The sequence below is a fragment of the Streptomyces sp. TRM68416 genome, assembly GCF_014596915.1.
GTDB lineage: Bacteria > Actinomycetota > Actinomycetes > Streptomycetales > Streptomycetaceae > Streptomyces.
Genome location: NZ_JACVWU010000001.1, coordinates 526,515 through 543,757, shown reverse-complemented (window position 1 = coordinate 543,757; position 17,243 = coordinate 526,515). Strand labels below are relative to the sequence as shown.

Below are 17,243 nucleotides of genomic sequence, written 5' to 3'. Positions count from 1 at the left end.
AGGGCCTCCTGCTCAGGGTGCGATGATGTGACGGACCGTCAGATCAGCCCCTCACACCCCACAAGACCCACGATGAAACCGAATGGTTGTACGCAATGCGCTCGCCGTTCACTTCCCGGCAGACCGGTCGCCACCAGGGACTTCGGCAGAGTCGACGCGGGAGGTGCCGCCCCCCGTACGGCACCTCCCGCGCGCTTCCGCCGCCCTACGGCAGGTTCTTCTCGTACGTCTCGTCCTGGTCGGAGTCGTAGAGGAGCTTGCCGTCCGCGTCGTAGCCCTTGATCCGGGGCGCCATCGTCACCGTGACCTGCCGGTCCAGCACGCCGGAGGCCACGAACCAGCCGTGGTCCAGGGCGGCCTCGCTGGTCGCCTCGCCGTAGGAGACGGTCACCCGGGCCACCGAGGGGTCGACCGTGCCGATGACCCCCCAACGGAAGGGCAGCTTCCAGCTGCCGCGGTCGAGGAACGACTGCTGGTACAGCTTGCCGCCGTTGGAGTCCACCACGACCGCGGGAGCGTCCGGCCCGTCCCAGCCGCCACCGCCGACGTTGAGGCCCTGGGCCTCGCCGTCGCGGATGTTGCAGATGAGCCGCTGCTGGTCCGGGTCGTCCCGCTGCACGGCGACGACGAAGATGCCGTCACCGGGCGCGTTGGAGTCGCCCGTGCTGTTCATCGCGAGGATGATCCGGTAGTCCTCGGCCGCCCCCAGGTTCTCGCTCTCACCGAAGCCGACCCTGGACTCCCAGGTCAGGCAGGACTCCAGGCCGCTCACCGCCTGCTCGAAGGTGATGCCGTCCAGGAGCTGCCCGTCCGTGGCAGGGCGCGCGGGCCCGGACGCCGTGGGGGACGGTGTGGGGGAAGCGGCCTGCGAAACGCTGACCGTCGGTGCCGGCGACGCCACGTCCGAGCCGCCCCCGCCCCCGCTCAGCGCGTACGCCCCCACGGGCATCGCCGCCAGCGTCACCAGTACCGCCCCGGCCGCCGCCACCCTGCGCCGCCGCTCCACCACGCCCCGGCGGCGGATCGCCGGGTAGGGCGCCGCGGACGGACGGATCGTGTACGCGTCCTGCGAGAGCAGCTCGCGCACCTGCTCCTCGAAATCCCGCTCGTGCTGTTCCTCGGTCACCTCTGTGTCCCTCCGTTCGACACCTGGCTGCGGTCGGACCCGCCCATGACCCCCGCGAGCCCCGGATACGCGCGCAACTTCGCCAGCCCCTTCGAGGCCTGGCTCTTCACCGTGCCGGCGGAGCAGCCGAGCACCTCGGCGACCTCCGCCTCGGACAGGTCCTCCCAGTAGCGCATGACGACCACCGCCCGCTGCCGGGGCGGCAGTTGGGCGAGGGCCGGCAGCAGGGCGCTGCGCTCGTCGGCCCATGCGTAGGTCTCGTCGCGGCCCGCCCGCTCCGGCGGCGCCGCCGTCAGCGCCTCCCGGACGCGCCGCTTGCGGAACCGGTCGCTGTTGCAGCTGACGAGCATCCGCCGGACGTACGCCTCCGGGTTGTCGCTGCGCGAGACGCGCCGCCACGACCGGTACGCCTTCGCCAGCGCCGTCTGCGTCAGATCCTCGGCGTGGTGTGCGTCGCCGGTCAGCAAGTAGGCGGTCCGCACGAGATGGGACCACCGCGCCCGGACGAATTCCTGGAACCGGTCCTCTTGTTCGGCCTGCATCAAGCACCCTCCCTCGCCCCCCAGACCACCGTTGCCGCGAAATCGGTTGCCCGGGATCCGCGACCGGTTTGGAATGAGCGGATGACGGACAGCGAAGAGTGGGACGAACAGGCCCCCGGCGTACTCCGGTTGCCCTCGGGGCGCCTGATCCGGGGCCGTGCCCTGCGCCGCCCCCTGGAGGCCGGGGCGCCCGTCCCCTCGTACGGTGTCTATCTCCTCGGTGCCGAACCCCCCGAGGTCCCCTGGGAATCCGGGTGGATCCGCTGGCCCGACTTCCGGCTCCCGGCCGACCGCGCGCAGGCCCGCGCGATGCTGGCGGAGGTGTGGCGCCGGGCCGCCTCGGAGCGGGTGGAGGTCGCCTGCGGCGGCGGCCGCGGCCGTACGGGCACGGCGCTGGCCTGTGTGGCGGTTCTGGACGGGGTCCCGGCCGCCGAGGCCGTCGCGTACGTCCGCCGCCACTACGACCGCCACGCGGTGGAGACGCCGTGGCAGCGGCGGTACGTACGACGGTTCAGCTGAGGGTCTCGGCGAGCACCGATGCCGTACCGGCGACCAGGGCGTTGTCCCAGGCCGCGTCCTGGTCGGGCTTGGTGGTCAGGACGGCCAGGACGATCGGGGTGCCGTCCTCGGTCCAGGTGATGCCGGCGTCGTTGGCGGTGCCGTAGGAGCCGGAGCCCGTCTTGTCGGCGAGCGTCCAGGCCGGCGGCAGGCCCGCGCGGAAGCGGGCGGTGCTGGTCGTGTTGGCGAGCAGCCAGTCGGTGAGCAGGGCCCGGTCCGGGCGGTCGAGCGCGTCGCCGAGGACGAGACGGCCGTAGGTGCGGCCGATCGCCGCCGGGCTGGTGGTGTCCGTGATCCGCCACGGCTCGGCCGAGTTGAGCTCCGGCTCCCAGCGGTCGAGACGGGTCACCCGGTCGCCGAGGGAACGGGCGAAGCGGGTGATCGCGGTGGGGCCGCCCAGCTCGCGCAGCACCAGGTTGGCGGAGGTGTTGTCGCTGTGGGTGATGGCGAACTCGCAGAGCTCCGCGACCGTCATCCCGTCGGCCAGGTGCTCCCTGATCCGGTCGGGGACCGGCTCCACCAGGTCGGCCTCGGTGTAGTGGATCCGGCGGGCCAGCACCTCCCCGTCGCGGTCCAGGTCCCGCAGGACGGCGGCGGCCGCCAGCGTCTTGAACAGCGAGCACATCGGGAAGAGTTCGTCGGCGCGGTACCGGACCGTGCGCCGCGTGGCGAGGTTGTGGGCGTACACGCCGAGGCGCGCTCCGTGCCGCTCCTCCAGCTCGCGCAGGCGCGCGTGGACGGAGCCGGCGGGGGCGGCGGCCTGGGCGGGCCCGCCCGCGAGCAGGGCGGCGGCCGTGGCGGTACCGGCCGCGAGAAGCGTACGGCGGGTCATCGGGGACTGGGCGGCGCTTAAGATCTCGGACTCCTTCACTCGGTTTCACGGCGTCGATCTTCTCCAGTGACCGACGCCGTGGAGGCCGTGCGCGGTTGCTCAGAAGAGACGTCCCTGTCCGCTCACTTGCAGTGCACATCCCCCTCCGGCCGTTCCCCTGTGGACAGGAAGCGGGAGACCAGGCGGTCGCCGCACTCGGTGCCGTTGGCGAGGTAGGCGTCGTGGCCGGTGGAGTCGTTGACGACCATGACCGCGCGGCCGCCGAGGGCCGCGCGCATCTTCCGGGCGGCGCTGAGCGGGGTGGCGACGTCGCGTGCGTTCTGGATGAGCATGACGTTGGACGGGCCGCGGTCGGTGACCCGCAGGGGTGCCTCCTTCGGCTGCCAGGGCCAGGCGGCGCACACCATCGCGTTCCTCGGCATGCCCGCCGTCAGCGGGTACTTGGCCCGGCTCTCGGTGACGCCCTTGCGGTACACGCCGGCCGACCTGGGCCAGGCCGCGTCGTTGCAGATGGTGCCCGCGGCGACCGCGGTGTAGTTCTGCAGCGCCGACTCCGGCGGGCTCGGCGGCGCGGGCGGCACCGTGCCCTCGCGGGCGGCCAGTACGAGCTGGGCCAGGACCGGATAGTCGTCGGGGTCGTAGAGGTTGCTCAGCATGGTCTGGCGCAGGACGTTGCCGTTCAGCTCCGCGGGGTGGGCGCCGGGCCAGGGGAGGGGCTCACGGTCCAGACGGGCGGCGAGGCGGAGGAAGAGCGGGCGCACCTCAGCCGCCGTGCCGGCGACGCGGTACGGATTGCCGGGCGCGGAGGCCCACTTGGCGAACTCGGGGAAGTTGTCCTCGACGCCCACCTCGAACGCCCGGAGCCAGGTGCGCTCGGCCCGCACCGGGTCGGGGTCGCCGGTGCTGTCCAGCACGACGCGGTCGGTGCGGTGCGGGAACAGCTCACCGTAGGCGGCGGCGAGGTAGCTGCCGTACGACACGCCCCAGGCGGACAGCTTGCGTTCGCCGAGCGCGGCGCGGATGCGGTCGACGTCGCGGGCGTTGTTCAGCGTGCTGATGTGCCGGATCAGCTCCCCGCCGTTGCGGGCGCAGGCCTTCGACATGCGCCGGGCGGTGGCCATGCTCTCGGTGACCGAACCGTTCGGCGCGGGCCAGGGGAGCCGCTTCGTCAGGGCGAGGTCGTCATGTGCGGCCTCGCAACTCACGGCGGTGGACGGGCTGTTGCCCCGCGGCGCGAAACCGATCAGGTCGTAGGCGTCCCGCACCTCCTGCGGCAGCTTCTGCCCCTTCCCCGAGGGGTCGCCGAGGCTGTCGCCGCCGGGTCCGCCGGCGACCATCAGCAGCGCCCCGCGGCGGGCGGACGGCTTCTCGCTGGGGATGCGGGAGACGGCGATGTCGATCTTCCGGCCGTCCGGGTCGGAGTAGTCCATCGGCACGGAGAGGGTCGCGCACCGCTGGCGCGGATCGAGCCCGTCCCCCTCGCAGTCGGTCCACTTCAGCGGCGCGGGCGCGTCGGTGGCGGACGCGGTGAGCGGGGTGGCCAGGCCGAGGACGACTCCGGCGGTGGCGGCGATCAGGGCGGCGTTTCTCGTGATCTGCTTCATGCACAGCAGCCTCACGGAACATGACCACCCGTCACATCCGGGTAACAGCCTGATCCTTCCGGGGGTTTGCCCCAAGCCCGGTCCTCGGGATGCCACCGACGGGTCACGCCTTGCGATGCCACCGACGGGTCACAGACGCAGCGTCATCACCAGCCGGTCCTCGCCGGGCCCGAAGTAGCCCTTGTGGACGCCCTCGTCGGAGCCGAAGCCGATCGACCGGTACAGCATGATCGCCGCGGCGTTCGTCGGCTCCACCGTCAGCCGGACCTCGTGCACGCCCTCGGTGCGCATCCGGCGCAGCACCTCCAGCACCAGCCGCCGGCCAAGACCCCGCCCCCGCTGGTCGCGGGTGACGCCCAGGCTCACGATCCAGCCCTGGTAGCCGTCCGAGGTGGTGAGGAAGAGGACGTAGCCGTGCAACTGCCGCCCGTCGTCCAGGACGAGGATGCGGTCGCCGTGCACGTCGTACAACTGGCGCAGCACGAAGTAGGGATAGGGCTCGTCGGGGAACGCCTCGCGGTCCACCCGGACGAGTTCGGGCAGGTCGGCCTCGGTGACGCCTCTCATCGTCAGGGGCCGGTCGATGAACGACCGGTCGCGGAACAGGGCGGGTCCGGTGGGGCCGCCACGCGAAGGGAAACGTTCCTCTGGAAAAGCCGCCATGGCGCCCCCTGCGGGAAGGAGTCAATGGTGCGTTGACACTCGTACGGGTGGTGCGAGCGAGACGCGAGATGTCTGCCTTTAGGGTGTGTTCGGCAGAGTTCCGACCATCTTGGGCGGGGCGATACGGCCGTTCAAGGCCGCGTCGCTCGTGGGAATCCATTCGCCACGATGCGCCCCTGATGCGCCCCGCCCCCGTCGCTGTTACGTCACATTGGCGCATGGGGGAGCCAAGGTGCGCCCCGCGTTGGTACCGTTGAAGAATGACCTTGAGATCGTCGGGGGATGCCCAGCTTAATGCGGACGTGTCCTGGGCGGCATTCGACCCGATCGCCTACGTTGATCACAATTACCGCGACTTACAGGCCGAGGACGCGGAGATCCTTTCCATCGTCCGGGATCATTTCGGCGAGCATTTCCGGAAGCGGGCCGTCGGACCCGTTTCGGGCATCGACGTGGGCGCCGGCGCGAACCTCTACCCCGCGCTCGCGATGCTGCCCTGGTGCGACGAGGTCACGCTCTACGAGCGCTCGTCCGCCAATGTGCGCTATCTCAGGAGTCAGGTCGACTCCTTCGACGGCAACTGGGACCAGTTCTGGCGCGTGCTGTGCAAGAACGACGCCTACGCCGCCCTCGACATCGACCCGCGGGCCCGGTTCCGCGAGGTCGTCAAGGTCCGGCCGGGCGATCTCTTCGACCTCGTGCGGCACGAGGGGGAGTGGTCGCTGGGCACCATGTTCTTCGTCGCCGAGTCGATGACCTCCTCCCATGAGGAGTTCCGCCGCGGCGTCGAGTGCTTCCTGCGTGCCCTGGCTCCCGGCGCGCCCTTCGCGGCGGCCTTCATGGAGCACTCGAAGGGTTATCACGCGGGTGAGCATTTCTTCCCCGCCTGCGATGTGGGGGAGTCGGAGGTGTATGCGAGCCTTGAGCGTTTCGCCGACGACTTCAAGACCACACGGCTCAAATCCTCGGCCGCCGTGCGCGACGGCTATTCCGGAATGATCGTCGCCTATGGGCGGCGGAATTCGGATTCCGGTATTCCGCCGGTCGGTCGCTGACCGGCCGCCGACACCGTACCGGTACCGAATGCTCGGGCCCAAACAGACCTTCGGGCCCAAAACGGATCCTCGGATTCGAGCAGATCCTCGGGTCCGAGCAGATCCTCGGGCACAACAGAAGAGGGTTTTTCTCCATTGATGGCAGTGCGGCCTGTGTGAGGGGCATGGGATGCAGATCAAGCCACGTCAGCACCTGCTGGACATCTGGCAGGCGCTCGCTCGCCACTCCTTCGAGGGCGGAGCGTGGAACTGGGGCGAATGGGGCGGCGACAGCAGCGTCGCCGACGCGGAGCGGCTGCTCTGCCTGCTCTACCCCGCCACGGAGATCCCCGCCTTCCGGCTGGACGATCCCGACACCACACAGGACGACGTCCAGCTGGCCATGAAGAAGGCGGGCGGCCGGCTCGACGTCCCGGCCAACCTCGTCACGGCCGCCGCCGAGTTCATGCGTACCCACACCGGCGAGGACAAACGGCCCACGTTCGCCGGGGGTTACTACTTCGGCAGCGCGGACAGCGACCAGGAACTCAGCGAGGAACAGCGCCGCCTGGGCGTGGTCGACTCCTTCTCGATGTCCATCACCCTGTGCCTGGCCACCCTCGGCTTCCTCAAGGTCTACGAGACCAAGACCCGGCGCACCGACATCAAGGAGACGATCGCCGAACTCCGCGCGGCCACCAGCAACCGCCTCACCGCCGCCATGGTCAGCCTGCTGCGCTCCTTCACCGTCAACGTCTTCGACACCGACTCCTCCCAGGGGCAGACCCTCGCCGAACTCCTCGGCCAGGGACGGCTGTCACAGCGCCAGGTGCTGAAGAAATTCCAGGAACGCTTCCGGCCGCTGCGGGCCGCGATCGTCGAGAGCCTCCAGCTCGGTATCGACGTCCAGGAAGGACTCAAGGACGAGAACCAGCTCTTCGAGTGCGGCTGGGCCTGGAGCCTGGTCAAGGACGCCCCCGAGGTCGAGACCGACGAACCCATCGGCCCCCAGCCCGAGGGCGTCGCCAGCGCGGTGCCCTACCTCTACTTCACCGTCGTCGCCCTCGACGGCATCCAGGACCTGTTCTCCGACCGCACCCTCACCCTGGGCCTGCTCAACACCGAGCAGCAGAAGCTCGCCGAAGCGCTCCGGCTGCGCTGGGAGCTGACCCAGCAGTACTGGTCCCGCATCGCCCGCTTCGACGCCGACCGCTGGCCCCTGGAGGACATCCCCTGGCGTACGACGGGACAGAAGCTGGAGTCGGAGTACTTCTCCCTCTCCGTCACCGCCATCCTCGTCCACGACCTCATGCGGCGCCGGGCCACCGACGAGGAGCTGACCCGCACCGTCACCGTCATGGAACGCCTCGCCGAACGCGGCCGCATCACCAGCCGGATGACGCGCGACGACCCCATGGTCCACCAACTGCACAACGTGGGCGTGGCCCTGCCCCTCCAGGGCAGCGAGCGCATCGGACCGCCCATGACCTGGTCCATGAGCGACTTCTCCGCGCAGTTGCTGAAGCGGACCGTCCAACTGTGCACGCTCTCCCGCAACCTGGCCTCGCACGACCGGCTCCTCGGGCTCGCCGAGAGCATCTTCGACCACATGTGGCGCCGCCGTATCCGGGACGGCGAGGGCGTCGGCCTCTGGGACAACGTCCACGCCGCCTACCCCGAGGCCGACATCCTCAAGCGGCGCGTCCCGGTGTCGTGGAGCATCACCGAGCGGGTCACCGAGGTGATGGTCCAGGCCCACCAGATGTACCAGCAGCCGCCGATCCGCAGCCTTGAACTCATCGAGCTGTCCAAGGCGTTGCTCAGCGAGGCCGCCCATCTGCTGGGCAACGAGCAGATGGAACCCGCGCCCAAGGACGACGGCCGGCACGGCATGCAACTGCGCAACATCGAGGTCAAGCTGCGCCGCGCCCGCAGCCTCGTGGACGAACAGCCCGGCACCTCCTACTCGTTGGCCCTCGACGTGCTGGGCCAGATCGACGCCCTCGCCCGGGCACGCGACGCCGCGTCCCAGGGAGTGTGACCGTGCTGATCTTCGCGGCCTCCGACAAGGGAGGCACGGGCCGCTCCGTGACCAGCGCCAACCTCGCCTACCACCGGGCGCTGGCCGGGGACGACGTCTGCTACCTGGACTTCGACTTCGGCTCGCCCACCGCCACCGCCGTCTTCGACGTGCCCGACGCCCGCCAGGCCGCCGAGGACCGCGGACTCCACTCCTACCTGGTCGGCGAGGTCGGCGAACCCGTCCGGGTCGACGTCTGGGCCGACACCGAGCACCGGGTGCTGCGCAACCGGCCGCCCGGCTCCGGCCGGCTGGTGCTGATGCCGGGCGACCTCAGCGGCGGCGAGTTCGCCACCACCGACGACAACCTCCGCCGCTGCGTGGACCTGCTGCTGCGGCTCAACTCCGAGTTCGACCTGATCGTCGTCGACCTCAGCGCCGGCCGCTCCTACGCCGTCGACATGGCCCTGGAAGCCACCTCGCAGCCCGAGATGAGCGGCGTCGACGCCCGCTGGCTGGTCTTCCACCGCTGGACCCGCCAGCATGTGGCGGCCGCCGCGAGCCTGGTCTTCGGCAAGCGCGGCATCGTCGCCGGCGGAGTCGCCCGCGGCCACGACGAGGACGCCCTGCGCGCCGCCATCCGCTTCGTCCGGGCCGCCGTACCCGACCCGTCCTCCGCGCTGTGGTCGCAGGTGTCGGCCACCCAGTCCGCCTGGATGCGCGAGTGCGACCGCGACCTCAAGCAGCTCGCCTCCACCCACGGCATCGGCTACAGCCAGGTCCTGGGCGCCGTACCCCTCGAACCCGTGCTCCAGTGGCGCGAGCAGCTGATCACCGACGAGGACGTGCTGGACAGCCAGATCGCCAACATGGAGACCTGGCAGGCGCTGAGCGAACTGGCCGGCCGGCTCACCGACGACAAGTACTGGGAGCAGGCATGAGCGACGCCGTCTTCCGGGAGACCAGCGCCGAGCCGCGCACCCAGTCCGTGCCGCTGTCCCACCTCTCCCTGGAACTGGGCCACCTCTACATGGAGGACTTCGAGGCCGGACCCGAGCGGCTGGGCGAGCACTTCGCCGAGGTGCGGGTCTGGGCCGAGGCCGCCCGCGCCTCCGCCGCCCGGCGGGCCGGCGGCAACCAGCCCCGGATCAGCACCTGCTTCCTCGTCGACGACTACTTCACCCGCTTCTCCACCCCCGCCGAACTCGTCCCGCTCGTCGTCAAGGAGGCCGAGAAGGCCGGCCTGACCATCGACTACCTGGCCCGCGAGTCCGGCTGTGCCGTCGCCGACCGGATCGAGCTCGCCGAGTCCGTCATGCACCGCCTGGTCGAGTCCCCGCCGCCCGGCTCCTACGGCTCCCGCCCGCCCGTCAGCCAGACCGGCTGGCTCGCCAACGGGCAGCGCAGCCCCGGCCGGGCCGCCGCCCTCGCCGAGGTCACCGGCTGGCAGCCGCCGAAGGAGACCGCCGCCCGCAACCACTCCGTCTTCATGGACGTGGAGCTGTGGTCCGAGCGGGACGGCCGGCGCCTGTGGTCCTGCCCCTTCCTCGCCGCCGTATGGCAGCTGGCCCGCCTCGGCCTGCTGCGCCACCTCGGCGAACCCGTGCTGACCCCCAGGCCGTGGGACGGCGCCGACTTCCCGCACGACTGGGACCGGCTGCCGCCGCTGCTCAGGCTCAACCCCGAGGCCGACCCGTTCAGCGCCTACCGCACCTGCACCGTGATGCCCAACCGTTTCCTCGCCGTCGAGGACGCCGTACGCCTGATCCTGGACCAGACCGACGTCGACTCCGAAGCCCTGAAGCAGGTCGCCGCACGATCCGCCGCCGAGCGGGTCCACGTCCCCGCCGCGGTCGCCCAGCGCGCCTCCTACGTCTTCTACGAGGAGCCCGCGGACCCCTCCGGCGAGAGGACCTGAGATGGCGGCCCCCGAACGGCCGGCACGCCCGGTCCTCGCCTGCGGGGAGGTGCGCACCTGTCTGCTGCCCTCCTTCCACGCCCTGGACGGCCGGGCCGCCGCCGGACTGCTCAGGCTGCGCGCCGACGACCACGTCCGGGTCTCCGAGCGCCCCAACCTCTACGTCCGCTCCCCGCACGTCCTCACCGGCGTCGACTGCCGGCTGCCCACCGCCAACGGCGCCCGCGTCCGGGCCGTGGGCACGGTGGCCGCCCGGGCCGTGCTCACCGAGGGCCGCGTACTGCAGTCCACCGCCTGGTTCGGCGCCCCGGCCACCGGCCCCGACCTGCGCCGCCCCTGGGGCCACTACCTCGTCCGGCCAGGCCTCGTCGAACCCTTCGGCAAACTGCCGGAACAGGCCACCGCCGACGGCGTCCTGCGCGGCGCCGGGCGCGGCGAACTCGACCTCGGGATGATCGCCGAGGGGCTGCTCGCCCAGCTCCTGCGCCACCCCCTGCTCGACCACAAGGCGCCCTTCAAGTCCCGCCGTACCCACCTGCGTTGGGTGGTGCGCCGGGCCCCGGCCGGCGAAGCCCCGGCACTGACCCGGTTCACGCTGGCCGAGGACGGTCTGCGGACCGTGCAACTGCGCCTGCCCGAGGACATTCCGGCGGCCGATGCCGCGGGCCTGTGCGAGGACCTGGCCCTGCACGACTGGCTGCTCACCACCGTCCAGCACATGCTGGAGAACAGCCGGCCCGGCGCGGCGAGCGGCCCCGCGGCCGTCCTCGCCCTGCGCCCGGCCGTCGATCACCTGCTGCATCTGTGGATGCCGTACGCGCACGTCGACCGCACGCTGGCAGCGCTGTGGGAGGAACTGGAACGAGAGCCGGGCTTCACCCGCCAGTGGCGGAACCTGGTTCAGCGCATCCGAGACCAACTGGCCGTCCAGGCCATTCCGTTGCTGCACGAGGCGCTGAGCGGTTCGCGCTGAGGCGGCTGGACAAGACACCCGACGGGGGAGCGACATGAACGGAGCGACGACAGGGGAAGCAGGGACACTGCCACAGCCCGCGGAGGAACGCCGGTCCAAGCTGTTCCGCAAGACACTGGTGACGCTGTCGCTGGCGGCGGGCACCTTCGTGCTGACCAACGTGCTGACGCCGGACGCCAGCGATGTCTGGCAGTGGATGATGTCCGTCATGGTCGGCAGCGCCGTGCTGATCGTGCAGTACCTGGTGGACTTCGGCGAACGCCTGGAGAACGTGGAGGAGGCCCAGAAGCGCCGCATACGCGGGATGCGGGAGAGTCTGTCCGACCACCACCGCGAGATGCGGTCGGCGGTCGACGAGAGCTTCGCCAAGATCAACGCAGCGACGGAGCTGTTCAGCCAGGTCGACCGGTCCGTCCTGCGTTCCGACGGCGTGACCCGGCTGGCCCGCAAGTACACCCAGGTCGGCGAGCACGGCTCGGAGATCGTGAAGAGGTTCGCGCAGGAGGAGATCGCCGGCCTCGCCCTGCTGATGGAGAGCCTCAGCAACGGCACCGCGGACTGCCCCGGCGAGAACAACGAGTGGATCCTCACCCTGACCGCGTGCACGCGGAAGACGCTCTACGCCACCAGCACCTCCGTGGACCGTGACTTCTGGTCCAGCGGCCCCGGCAAGCGCTACCTCGTCGCGCAGGGCGACGCCATCCGCAAACGGGGTGTGGAGATACGGCGGCTGTTCCTCGTGGACGACCCCTCCGAGATCACCGACAGCCTGCGCGACCTCTGCGAGAGACAGCGCAGGTACGGCATCGACGCGCGTATCTGTGACCAGTCGCAACTGGACGGGGTCCCGGTGACCGAGGTGAACGACTTCATCATCTTCGACGGCGAACTCTGCTACGAGATCGAACCCGACGTACGGGCCGCGCCGAGCAAGACCCTGCTGAAGGCGACCGCGGGCCATGTCGCGGAACGGGTCGAACGCTTCAACGACCTCTGGGAGGCCAGCACCCCGGACGCGGAACCGGAGGAGGAACCCGAGCAGGAACCCGAGGAGGAACCGGAGGCCGAACCCGGGCAGGACCCCTCCCGGGTATAGGCCCCCGGGGAACCGCCGGCATACGGGAGAATGGGCCCATGAGCCTGTTCCGCGACGACGGCATCGTGCTGCGTACCCAGAAGCTCGGTGAGGCCGATCGCATCATCACGCTGCTCACGCGCGGGCACGGACGGGTGCGGGCCGTGGCGCGCGGAGTGCGGCGCACGAAGTCGAAGTTCGGGGCGCGCCTGGAGCCCTTCTCCCATGTGGACGTGCAGTTCTTCGCGCGGGGCAGCGAACTGGTCGGACGCGGGCTGCCGCTGTGCACCCAGAGCGAGACGATCGCGCCGTACGGCGGCGGGATCGTCACCGACTACGCCCGCTACACCGCCGGGACGGCCATGCTGGAGACCGCCGAGCGGTTCACCGACCACGAGGGCGAACCGGCCGTCCAGCAGTATCTGCTGCTCGTCGGGGCGCTGCGGACCCTCGCCCGGGGCGAGCACGCGCCGCATCTCGTGCTCGACGCCTTCCTGCTGCGCTCCCTCGCCGTCAACGGCTACGCCCCGAGCTTCAGTGACTGCGCGAAGTGCGGAATGCCGGGGCCGAATCGCTTCTTCTCGGTGGCCTCCGGAGGCTCCGTCTGCGTCGACTGCCGGGTGCCCGGTAGCGTCGTGCCCTCCCCGCAGACCCTGGAACTGCTCGGTGCGCTGCTTACGGGAGACTGGGAGACGGCGGACGCCTGCGAGGGGCGCCACGTCAGGGAGGGCAGCGGGCTGGTGTCCGCCTATCTGCACTGGCACCTGGAGCGCGGGCTGCGTTCGCTTCGGTACGTGGAAAAGTAAGGGAGACGAGGAGCACATGGTCGTACGCGGGATCCTGGGGCGGCAGCGCCGGGAGTACAAGGCGCCGGAACCGCATCCGTCCGGGGCCCGCGCGCCGAAGCTCCCCGGGGAGCTGATCCCCCGCCATGTGGCGATCGTCATGGACGGGAACGGCCGCTGGGCCAAGGAGCGGGGGCTGCCGCGCACCGAGGGCCACAAGGTGGGCGCGGAGCGCGTGCTGGACGTCCTCCAGGGGGCGATCGAGATGGGCGTCGGGGCGATCTCCCTGTACGCCTTCTCCACCGAGAACTGGAAGCGCTCGCCCGACGAGGTGCGCTTCCTGATGAACTTCAACCGCGACTTCATCCGCAAGACCCGCGACCAGCTCGACGAGCTGGGCGTCCGGGTGCGGTGGGTCGGGCGGATGCCCAAGCTGTGGAAGTCGGTCGCCAGGGAGCTGGAGATCTCCCAGGAGCAGACCAAGGACAACGACCGGCTGACCCTGTACTTCTGCATGAACTACGGCGGCCGGGCGGAGATCGCGGACGCGGCGCAGGCGCTGGCCGAGGACGTGCGGGCGGGGCGGCTCGACCCGTCGAAGGTGACCGAGAAGACGTTCGCGAGGTACCTCTACTACCCGGACATGCCGGACGTGGACCTGTTCCTGCGGCCGAGCGGGGAGCAGCGGACGTCCAACTACCTGCTGTGGCAGAGCGCCTACGCCGAGATGGTCTTCCAGGACGTGCTGTGGCCGGACTTCGACCGCCGTGATCTGTGGCGGGCGTGCGTGGAGTTCGCCTCCCGGGACCGCCGGTTCGGCGGGGCCGTCCCGAACGAGGAGCTGCTGGCCATGGAGGGCAAGCAGGACTGACCGAGGATCGAGGAGGTCTGGGGGCTCGGCCCCCAGGCCGCCTATCCACCCCCGGTCAGCGCGCGGCGCACTCCGCGCACGTGCCGAAGATCTCCACGGTGTGGGCCACGTTGACGTAGCCGTGCTCCGCCGCGATCGCGTCGGCCCACTTCTCCACCGCCGGGCCCTCGACCTCGACCGCCTTGCCGCAGACGCGGCAGACCAGATGGTGGTGGTGGTCGCCGGTCGAGCAGCGGCGGTAGACGGACTCGCCGTCGGAGGTGCGCAGCACGTCGACCTCGCCGGCCTCGGCCAGGGACTGGAGCGTGCGGTAGACCGTGGTCAGCCCGACCGAGTCGCCCTTGTGCTTGAGCATGTCGTGGAGTTCCTGCGCACTGCGGAACTCGTCGACCTCGTCGAGTGCCGCCGCCACAGCGGCCCGCTGCCGGGTGGAGCGGCCCTTCACGGGCGGTCCAGCGGTCGTCACCGGGTGCCTCCTCACGTCCGTCTGCCTGCCTGCCGGGTGGCCATTGTGCCAGCCCGGCCCGGCAGGAGTCAGACGCCGACCGTTCCGCCGGTTCCCCGACCGGCCGGAATCGTGCACTCTGTGGGGTCGCCGGCGTCCTGCGCGGCGGCCAGTGCCCGCGCGCGGCGGCGGGCCAGCGGTGCGGCGAGCGCGGTCAGCACGATGAAGGCCGCGATCGTCAGCAGCACGATCGTCGCGCCGGGCGGCACGTCCTGGTAGTACGAGGTGACCGTGCCGCCGATGGTCACGCTCACGCCGATGGCCACCGCGATCGCGAAGGTCGCCGCGAAGCTGCGGCTGAGCTGCTGGGCGGCGGCCACCGGGACCACCATCAGCGCCGAGACCAGCAGCAGGCCGACCACGCGCATCGCGACCGTGACCGTGACCGCCGCCGTCACCGCGGTGAGCAGGTTCAGCGCACGCACCGGCAGGCCGGTGACCCGCGCGAACTCCTCGTCCTGGCTCACCGCGAACAACTGGCGGCGCAGGCCGACGGTGACGAGGACCACGAAGGCCGCCAGGACGCAGATCGCCGTGACGTCCGACTCGGAGACCGTCGACAGCGAGCCGAAGAGGTACGACGTCAGGTTGGCGTTGGAGCCCGTCGGCGCGAGGTTGATGAACATCACGCCGCCGGCCATGCCGCCGTAGAACAGCATCGCGAGGGCGATGTCGCCGCGGGTCTTGCCGTACCAGCGGATGAGCTCCATGCAGACCGCGCCGAGGACCGACACCAGGGTCGCCATCCACACCGGGGACCAGGAGAGCAGGAAGCCGAGGCCGACGCCGGTCATCGCGACGTGGCCGATGCCGTCGCCCATGAGGGCCTGGCGGCGCTGGACGAGGTAGATGCCGACCGCGGGGGCGGTGATGCCGACCAGGACGGCCGCGACGAGCGCCCGCTGCATGAAGGCGTAGTTCAGGATTTCCATCAGCTGAGCAGTCCTGTGCGAATCGGTTCGGCGCCCGCCGGTGCGTGCGGGTGGACGTGGTCGTGGCCGGGCAGCGCGTGCTGGCCGACGGCCTTCGGCGGCGGGCCGTCGTGGACGACGCAGCCGTCGCGCAGGACCACCGCGCGGTCGATCAGCGGCTCCAGGGGGCCCAGCTCGTGCAGGACGAGCAGTACCGTCGTACCGGCCGCGACCTGCTCGCGCAGCGTCCGCGCCAGGACCTCCTGGCTGGCCAGGTCGACGCCCGCCATCGGCTCGTCCATGATCAGCAGTTCGGGTTCGGCGGCGAGCGCGCGGGCGATCAGGACGCGCTGGTGCTGGCCGCCGGAGAGCGCGTCGACCGGGTCCTTCGCGCGGTCGGCCATGCCCACCAGCTCCAGGGCCCGGCGCACCGCCTCGCGGTCCGCCCTGCGCAGCAGGCCGAAGCGGGCGCGGGAGAGGCGGCCGGAGGAGACGACCTCGGTGACCGTGGCCGGGACGCCGCTCGCGGCGGTCGTGCGCTGCGGGACGTAGCCGAGGCGGTGCCAGTCGCGGAAGCGGCGGCGCGGGGTGCCGAACAGCTCGATGACGCCGTCGCTGACCGGCACCTGGCCGATGACGCTGCGGACGGCGGTCGACTTGCCCGAGCCGTTGGCGCCGAGCAGCGCGACGACCTCACCGCGGGACACGGTGAGGTCGATGCCGCGCAGGACGGGGCGCGAGCCCAGCTCGGCGCGTACGCCACGCAGGGATATGACGGGCTCGCTCACGAGGTCCTCCGGAACGGGGTGGCGGTCACTTGGCTCCCAGGGCCTTCTGCAGGGCCTTGAGGTTGGCGTCCATGACCTGGAAGTAGTCGTCGCCCCTGGACTTGTCGGTGATGCCCTCGATCGGGTCGAGGACGTCCGTCTCCAGGTCCGCGTCGGAGGCGAGGGTCTTCGCGGTCTTGTCGCTGACGAGCGTCTCGTAGAACACGGTGGTGACGCCGTCGGCCTTGGCCATCTTCTCAAGGTCCTTGACGCGGGCGGCGCTGGGCTCGGACTCCGGGTCGAGGCCGCTGATGGCCTCCTCGGTCAGGCCGTAGCGCTCGGCGAGGTAGCCGAAGGCGGCGTGCGTGGTGATGAAGACCTTGGAGTCGGTGTCCTTCAGGCCGTCCTCGAAGCGGGTGTTGAGCTCGCCCAGCTCCTTGACCAGGGCCGCGGTGTTCTTCTTGTAGTCGGCCGCGTGGTCCGGGTCCGCCTTCTCGAAGGCCTTGCCGACACCCTCGGCGACCTCGGCGTACTTCACCGGGTCGAGCCAGATGTGGGGGTCCTTGCCGCCCTCTTCCTCGTGGCCGTGCTCGTCTTCCTCGTCCTCGTGCTCCTCGGCGTGCCCGCCGACCTCGGTGCCGTGCTCCTCCAGGGTGGTCAGCGTGGCGGCGTCGATCTTCGTCTTGACCCCGGACTGCGAGATCGCCTCGTCGACGGAGGGCTGCAGGCCCTTGAGGTACAGGGCGGCGTCGGACTCCTGGAGCTGCGCGGTCTGCTTGGCGCTGATCTCCAGGTCGTGCGGCTCCTGGCCGGGCTGGGTGAGGCTGGTGACGTTGACGTGGTCGCCGCCGATGCGCTCGGCGAGGAAGGCCATCGGGTAGAACGACGCGACGACGTCGAACTTCTCCGTGTTGCCCGCGGCCGCGCTGTCGGAGGAGCAGGCGGAGAGCGAGCCGAGACCGAGAGCGGTGGCCGCCGCGATGGCGATCCCGGATATGTGCTGTCGTCGTACGTTCATGACACTCATTTTCAGCAAATATGGAAACCATTGTCAACAAG

Annotated in this window: 18 protein-coding genes; 9 read left to right on the top strand and 9 right to left on the bottom strand. The window is 70.9% G+C overall.

The window, feature by feature from the left end:
- Positions 1-205: 205 nt before the first annotated feature.
- A complete protein-coding gene (locus tag ICC28_RS02505) occupies positions 206-1,126 on the bottom strand; it encodes a hypothetical protein (protein WP_188286683.1) in 921 nt (306 codons plus the stop codon).
- Positions 1,123-1,668 (bottom strand): SigE family RNA polymerase sigma factor, encoded by a 546-nt coding sequence (locus ICC28_RS02500; protein WP_188286682.1) that lies wholly within the window; start codon positions 1,666-1,668, stop codon positions 1,123-1,125. The genes ICC28_RS02505 and ICC28_RS02500 overlap by 4 nt, the downstream gene beginning before the upstream one ends.
- A gap of 81 nt (positions 1,669-1,749) precedes the next feature.
- Here ICC28_RS02500 and ICC28_RS02495 point away from each other — a divergent pair, with 81 nt between their 5' ends.
- Positions 1,750-2,187 carry a protein-tyrosine phosphatase family protein gene (locus ICC28_RS02495; RefSeq protein WP_188286681.1) on the top strand — a complete coding sequence of 146 codons (438 nt, stop codon included), beginning with the start codon at positions 1,750-1,752 and terminating at the stop codon, positions 2,185-2,187.
- On the opposite strand, the gene bla is transcribed toward ICC28_RS02495, so the two are convergent.
- The 3 genes from bla to ICC28_RS02480 form a co-directional block, all read right to left on the bottom strand.
- A complete protein-coding gene (bla, locus tag ICC28_RS02490; RefSeq protein ID WP_188286680.1) occupies positions 2,180-3,058 on the bottom strand; it encodes a class A beta-lactamase in 879 nt (292 codons plus the stop codon). The genes ICC28_RS02495 and bla overlap by 8 nt on opposite strands.
- 122 nt (positions 3,059-3,180) lie before the next feature.
- Entirely contained in the window at positions 3,181-4,662 is a 1,482-nt protein-coding gene (locus ICC28_RS02485) for an alpha/beta hydrolase (RefSeq protein ID WP_188286679.1), read from the bottom strand.
- A 129-nt stretch (positions 4,663-4,791) separates the two neighbouring features.
- Complete coding sequence (locus ICC28_RS02480) at positions 4,792-5,325, bottom strand: GNAT family N-acetyltransferase (protein ID WP_188286678.1); 534 nt, start codon at positions 5,323-5,325, stop codon at positions 4,792-4,794.
- A gap of 260 nt (positions 5,326-5,585) precedes the next feature.
- Here ICC28_RS02480 and ICC28_RS02475 point away from each other — a divergent pair, with 260 nt between their 5' ends.
- The 8 genes from ICC28_RS02475 to ICC28_RS02440 all read left to right on the top strand — a co-directional run bounded on the left by ICC28_RS02475 (position 5,586) and on the right by ICC28_RS02440 (position 14,001).
- Positions 5,586-6,380, top strand: coding sequence for an SCO2525 family SAM-dependent methyltransferase (locus ICC28_RS02475; RefSeq protein WP_188286677.1), 795 nt, complete (start codon positions 5,586-5,588; stop codon positions 6,378-6,380).
- Between the two features lie 169 nt (positions 6,381-6,549).
- Complete coding sequence (locus tag ICC28_RS02470) at positions 6,550-8,400, top strand: SCO2524 family protein (protein WP_188286676.1); 1,851 nt, start codon at positions 6,550-6,552, stop codon at positions 8,398-8,400.
- 2 nt (positions 8,401-8,402) lie between these two features.
- Complete coding sequence (locus ICC28_RS02465; RefSeq protein WP_188286675.1) at positions 8,403-9,320, top strand: SCO2523 family variant P-loop protein; 918 nt, start codon at positions 8,403-8,405, stop codon at positions 9,318-9,320.
- Complete coding sequence (locus ICC28_RS02460) at positions 9,317-10,297, top strand: SCO2522 family protein (protein ID WP_188286674.1); 981 nt, start codon at positions 9,317-9,319, stop codon at positions 10,295-10,297. The genes ICC28_RS02465 and ICC28_RS02460 overlap by 4 nt, the downstream gene beginning before the upstream one ends.
- A 1-nt stretch (position 10,298) precedes the next feature.
- Positions 10,299-11,270 (top strand): SCO2521 family protein, encoded by a 972-nt coding sequence (locus tag ICC28_RS02455; protein ID WP_188286673.1) that lies wholly within the window; start codon positions 10,299-10,301, stop codon positions 11,268-11,270.
- A 34-nt stretch (positions 11,271-11,304) separates the two neighbouring features.
- Positions 11,305-12,366: a DUF6879 family protein gene (locus ICC28_RS02450; RefSeq protein ID WP_188286672.1), complete on the top strand. Its 1,062-nt coding sequence runs from the start codon at positions 11,305-11,307 to the stop codon at positions 12,364-12,366.
- A gap of 38 nt (positions 12,367-12,404) precedes the next feature.
- The gene (recO, locus tag ICC28_RS02445; protein WP_188286671.1) at positions 12,405-13,151 is read left to right on the top strand and encodes a DNA repair protein RecO; all 747 of its coding nucleotides are present in this window, start codon (positions 12,405-12,407) and stop codon (positions 13,149-13,151) included.
- Between the two features lie 16 nt (positions 13,152-13,167).
- The gene (locus ICC28_RS02440; protein ID WP_188286670.1) at positions 13,168-14,001 is read left to right on the top strand and encodes an isoprenyl transferase; all 834 of its coding nucleotides are present in this window, start codon (positions 13,168-13,170) and stop codon (positions 13,999-14,001) included.
- 55 nt (positions 14,002-14,056) lie between these two features.
- Here ICC28_RS02440 and ICC28_RS02435 read toward each other — a convergent pair whose 3' ends face one another.
- The 4 genes from ICC28_RS02435 to ICC28_RS02420 all read right to left on the bottom strand — a co-directional run bounded on the left by ICC28_RS02435 (position 14,057) and on the right by ICC28_RS02420 (position 17,202).
- A complete protein-coding gene (locus tag ICC28_RS02435) occupies positions 14,057-14,467 on the bottom strand; it encodes a Fur family transcriptional regulator (protein ID WP_188286669.1) in 411 nt (136 codons plus the stop codon).
- Positions 14,468-14,535: 68 nt separating this feature from the next.
- Positions 14,536-15,438, bottom strand: a complete 903-nt coding sequence (locus ICC28_RS02430; protein ID WP_188286668.1) for a metal ABC transporter permease — start codon at positions 15,436-15,438, stop codon at positions 14,536-14,538.
- Positions 15,438-16,205, bottom strand: coding sequence for a metal ABC transporter ATP-binding protein (locus ICC28_RS02425; protein WP_188286667.1), 768 nt, complete (start codon positions 16,203-16,205; stop codon positions 15,438-15,440). The genes ICC28_RS02430 and ICC28_RS02425 overlap by 1 nt, the downstream gene beginning before the upstream one ends.
- Positions 16,206-16,230: 25 nt before the next feature.
- The gene (locus ICC28_RS02420) at positions 16,231-17,202 is read right to left on the bottom strand and encodes a metal ABC transporter substrate-binding protein (RefSeq protein WP_188286666.1); all 972 of its coding nucleotides are present in this window, start codon (positions 17,200-17,202) and stop codon (positions 16,231-16,233) included.
- Between the last annotated feature and the right edge of the window lie 41 nt (positions 17,203-17,243).

Bases quoted from the DNA above. Each gene is read 5' to 3' on its own strand.
- ICC28_RS02500 (WP_188286682.1), bottom strand. From the start codon at position 1,668: ATGCAGGCCGAACAAGAGGACCGGTTCCAGGAATTCGTCCGGGCGCGG.
- ICC28_RS02495 (WP_188286681.1), top strand. From the start codon at position 1,750: ATGACGGACAGCGAAGAGTGGGACGAACAGGCCCCCGGCGTACTCCGG.
- bla (WP_188286680.1), bottom strand. From the start codon at position 3,058: ATGACCCGCCGTACGCTTCTCGCGGCCGGTACCGCCACGGCCGCCGCC.
- ICC28_RS02485 (WP_188286679.1), bottom strand. From the start codon at position 4,662: ATGAAGCAGATCACGAGAAACGCCGCCCTGATCGCCGCCACCGCCGGA.
- ICC28_RS02480 (WP_188286678.1), bottom strand. From the start codon at position 5,325: ATGGCGGCTTTTCCAGAGGAACGTTTCCCTTCGCGTGGCGGCCCCACC.
- ICC28_RS02475 (WP_188286677.1), top strand. From the start codon at position 5,586: ATGACCTTGAGATCGTCGGGGGATGCCCAGCTTAATGCGGACGTGTCC.
- ICC28_RS02470 (WP_188286676.1), top strand. From the start codon at position 6,550: ATGCAGATCAAGCCACGTCAGCACCTGCTGGACATCTGGCAGGCGCTC.
- ICC28_RS02460 (WP_188286674.1), top strand. From the start codon at position 9,317: ATGAGCGACGCCGTCTTCCGGGAGACCAGCGCCGAGCCGCGCACCCAG.
- ICC28_RS02455 (WP_188286673.1), top strand. From the start codon at position 10,299: ATGGCGGCCCCCGAACGGCCGGCACGCCCGGTCCTCGCCTGCGGGGAG.
- ICC28_RS02450 (WP_188286672.1), top strand. From the start codon at position 11,305: ATGAACGGAGCGACGACAGGGGAAGCAGGGACACTGCCACAGCCCGCG.
- recO (WP_188286671.1), top strand. From the start codon at position 12,405: ATGAGCCTGTTCCGCGACGACGGCATCGTGCTGCGTACCCAGAAGCTC.
- ICC28_RS02440 (WP_188286670.1), top strand. From the start codon at position 13,168: ATGGTCGTACGCGGGATCCTGGGGCGGCAGCGCCGGGAGTACAAGGCG.
- ICC28_RS02430 (WP_188286668.1), bottom strand. From the start codon at position 15,438: ATGGAAATCCTGAACTACGCCTTCATGCAGCGGGCGCTCGTCGCGGCC.
- ICC28_RS02420 (WP_188286666.1), bottom strand. From the start codon at position 17,202: ATGAACGTACGACGACAGCACATATCCGGGATCGCCATCGCGGCGGCC.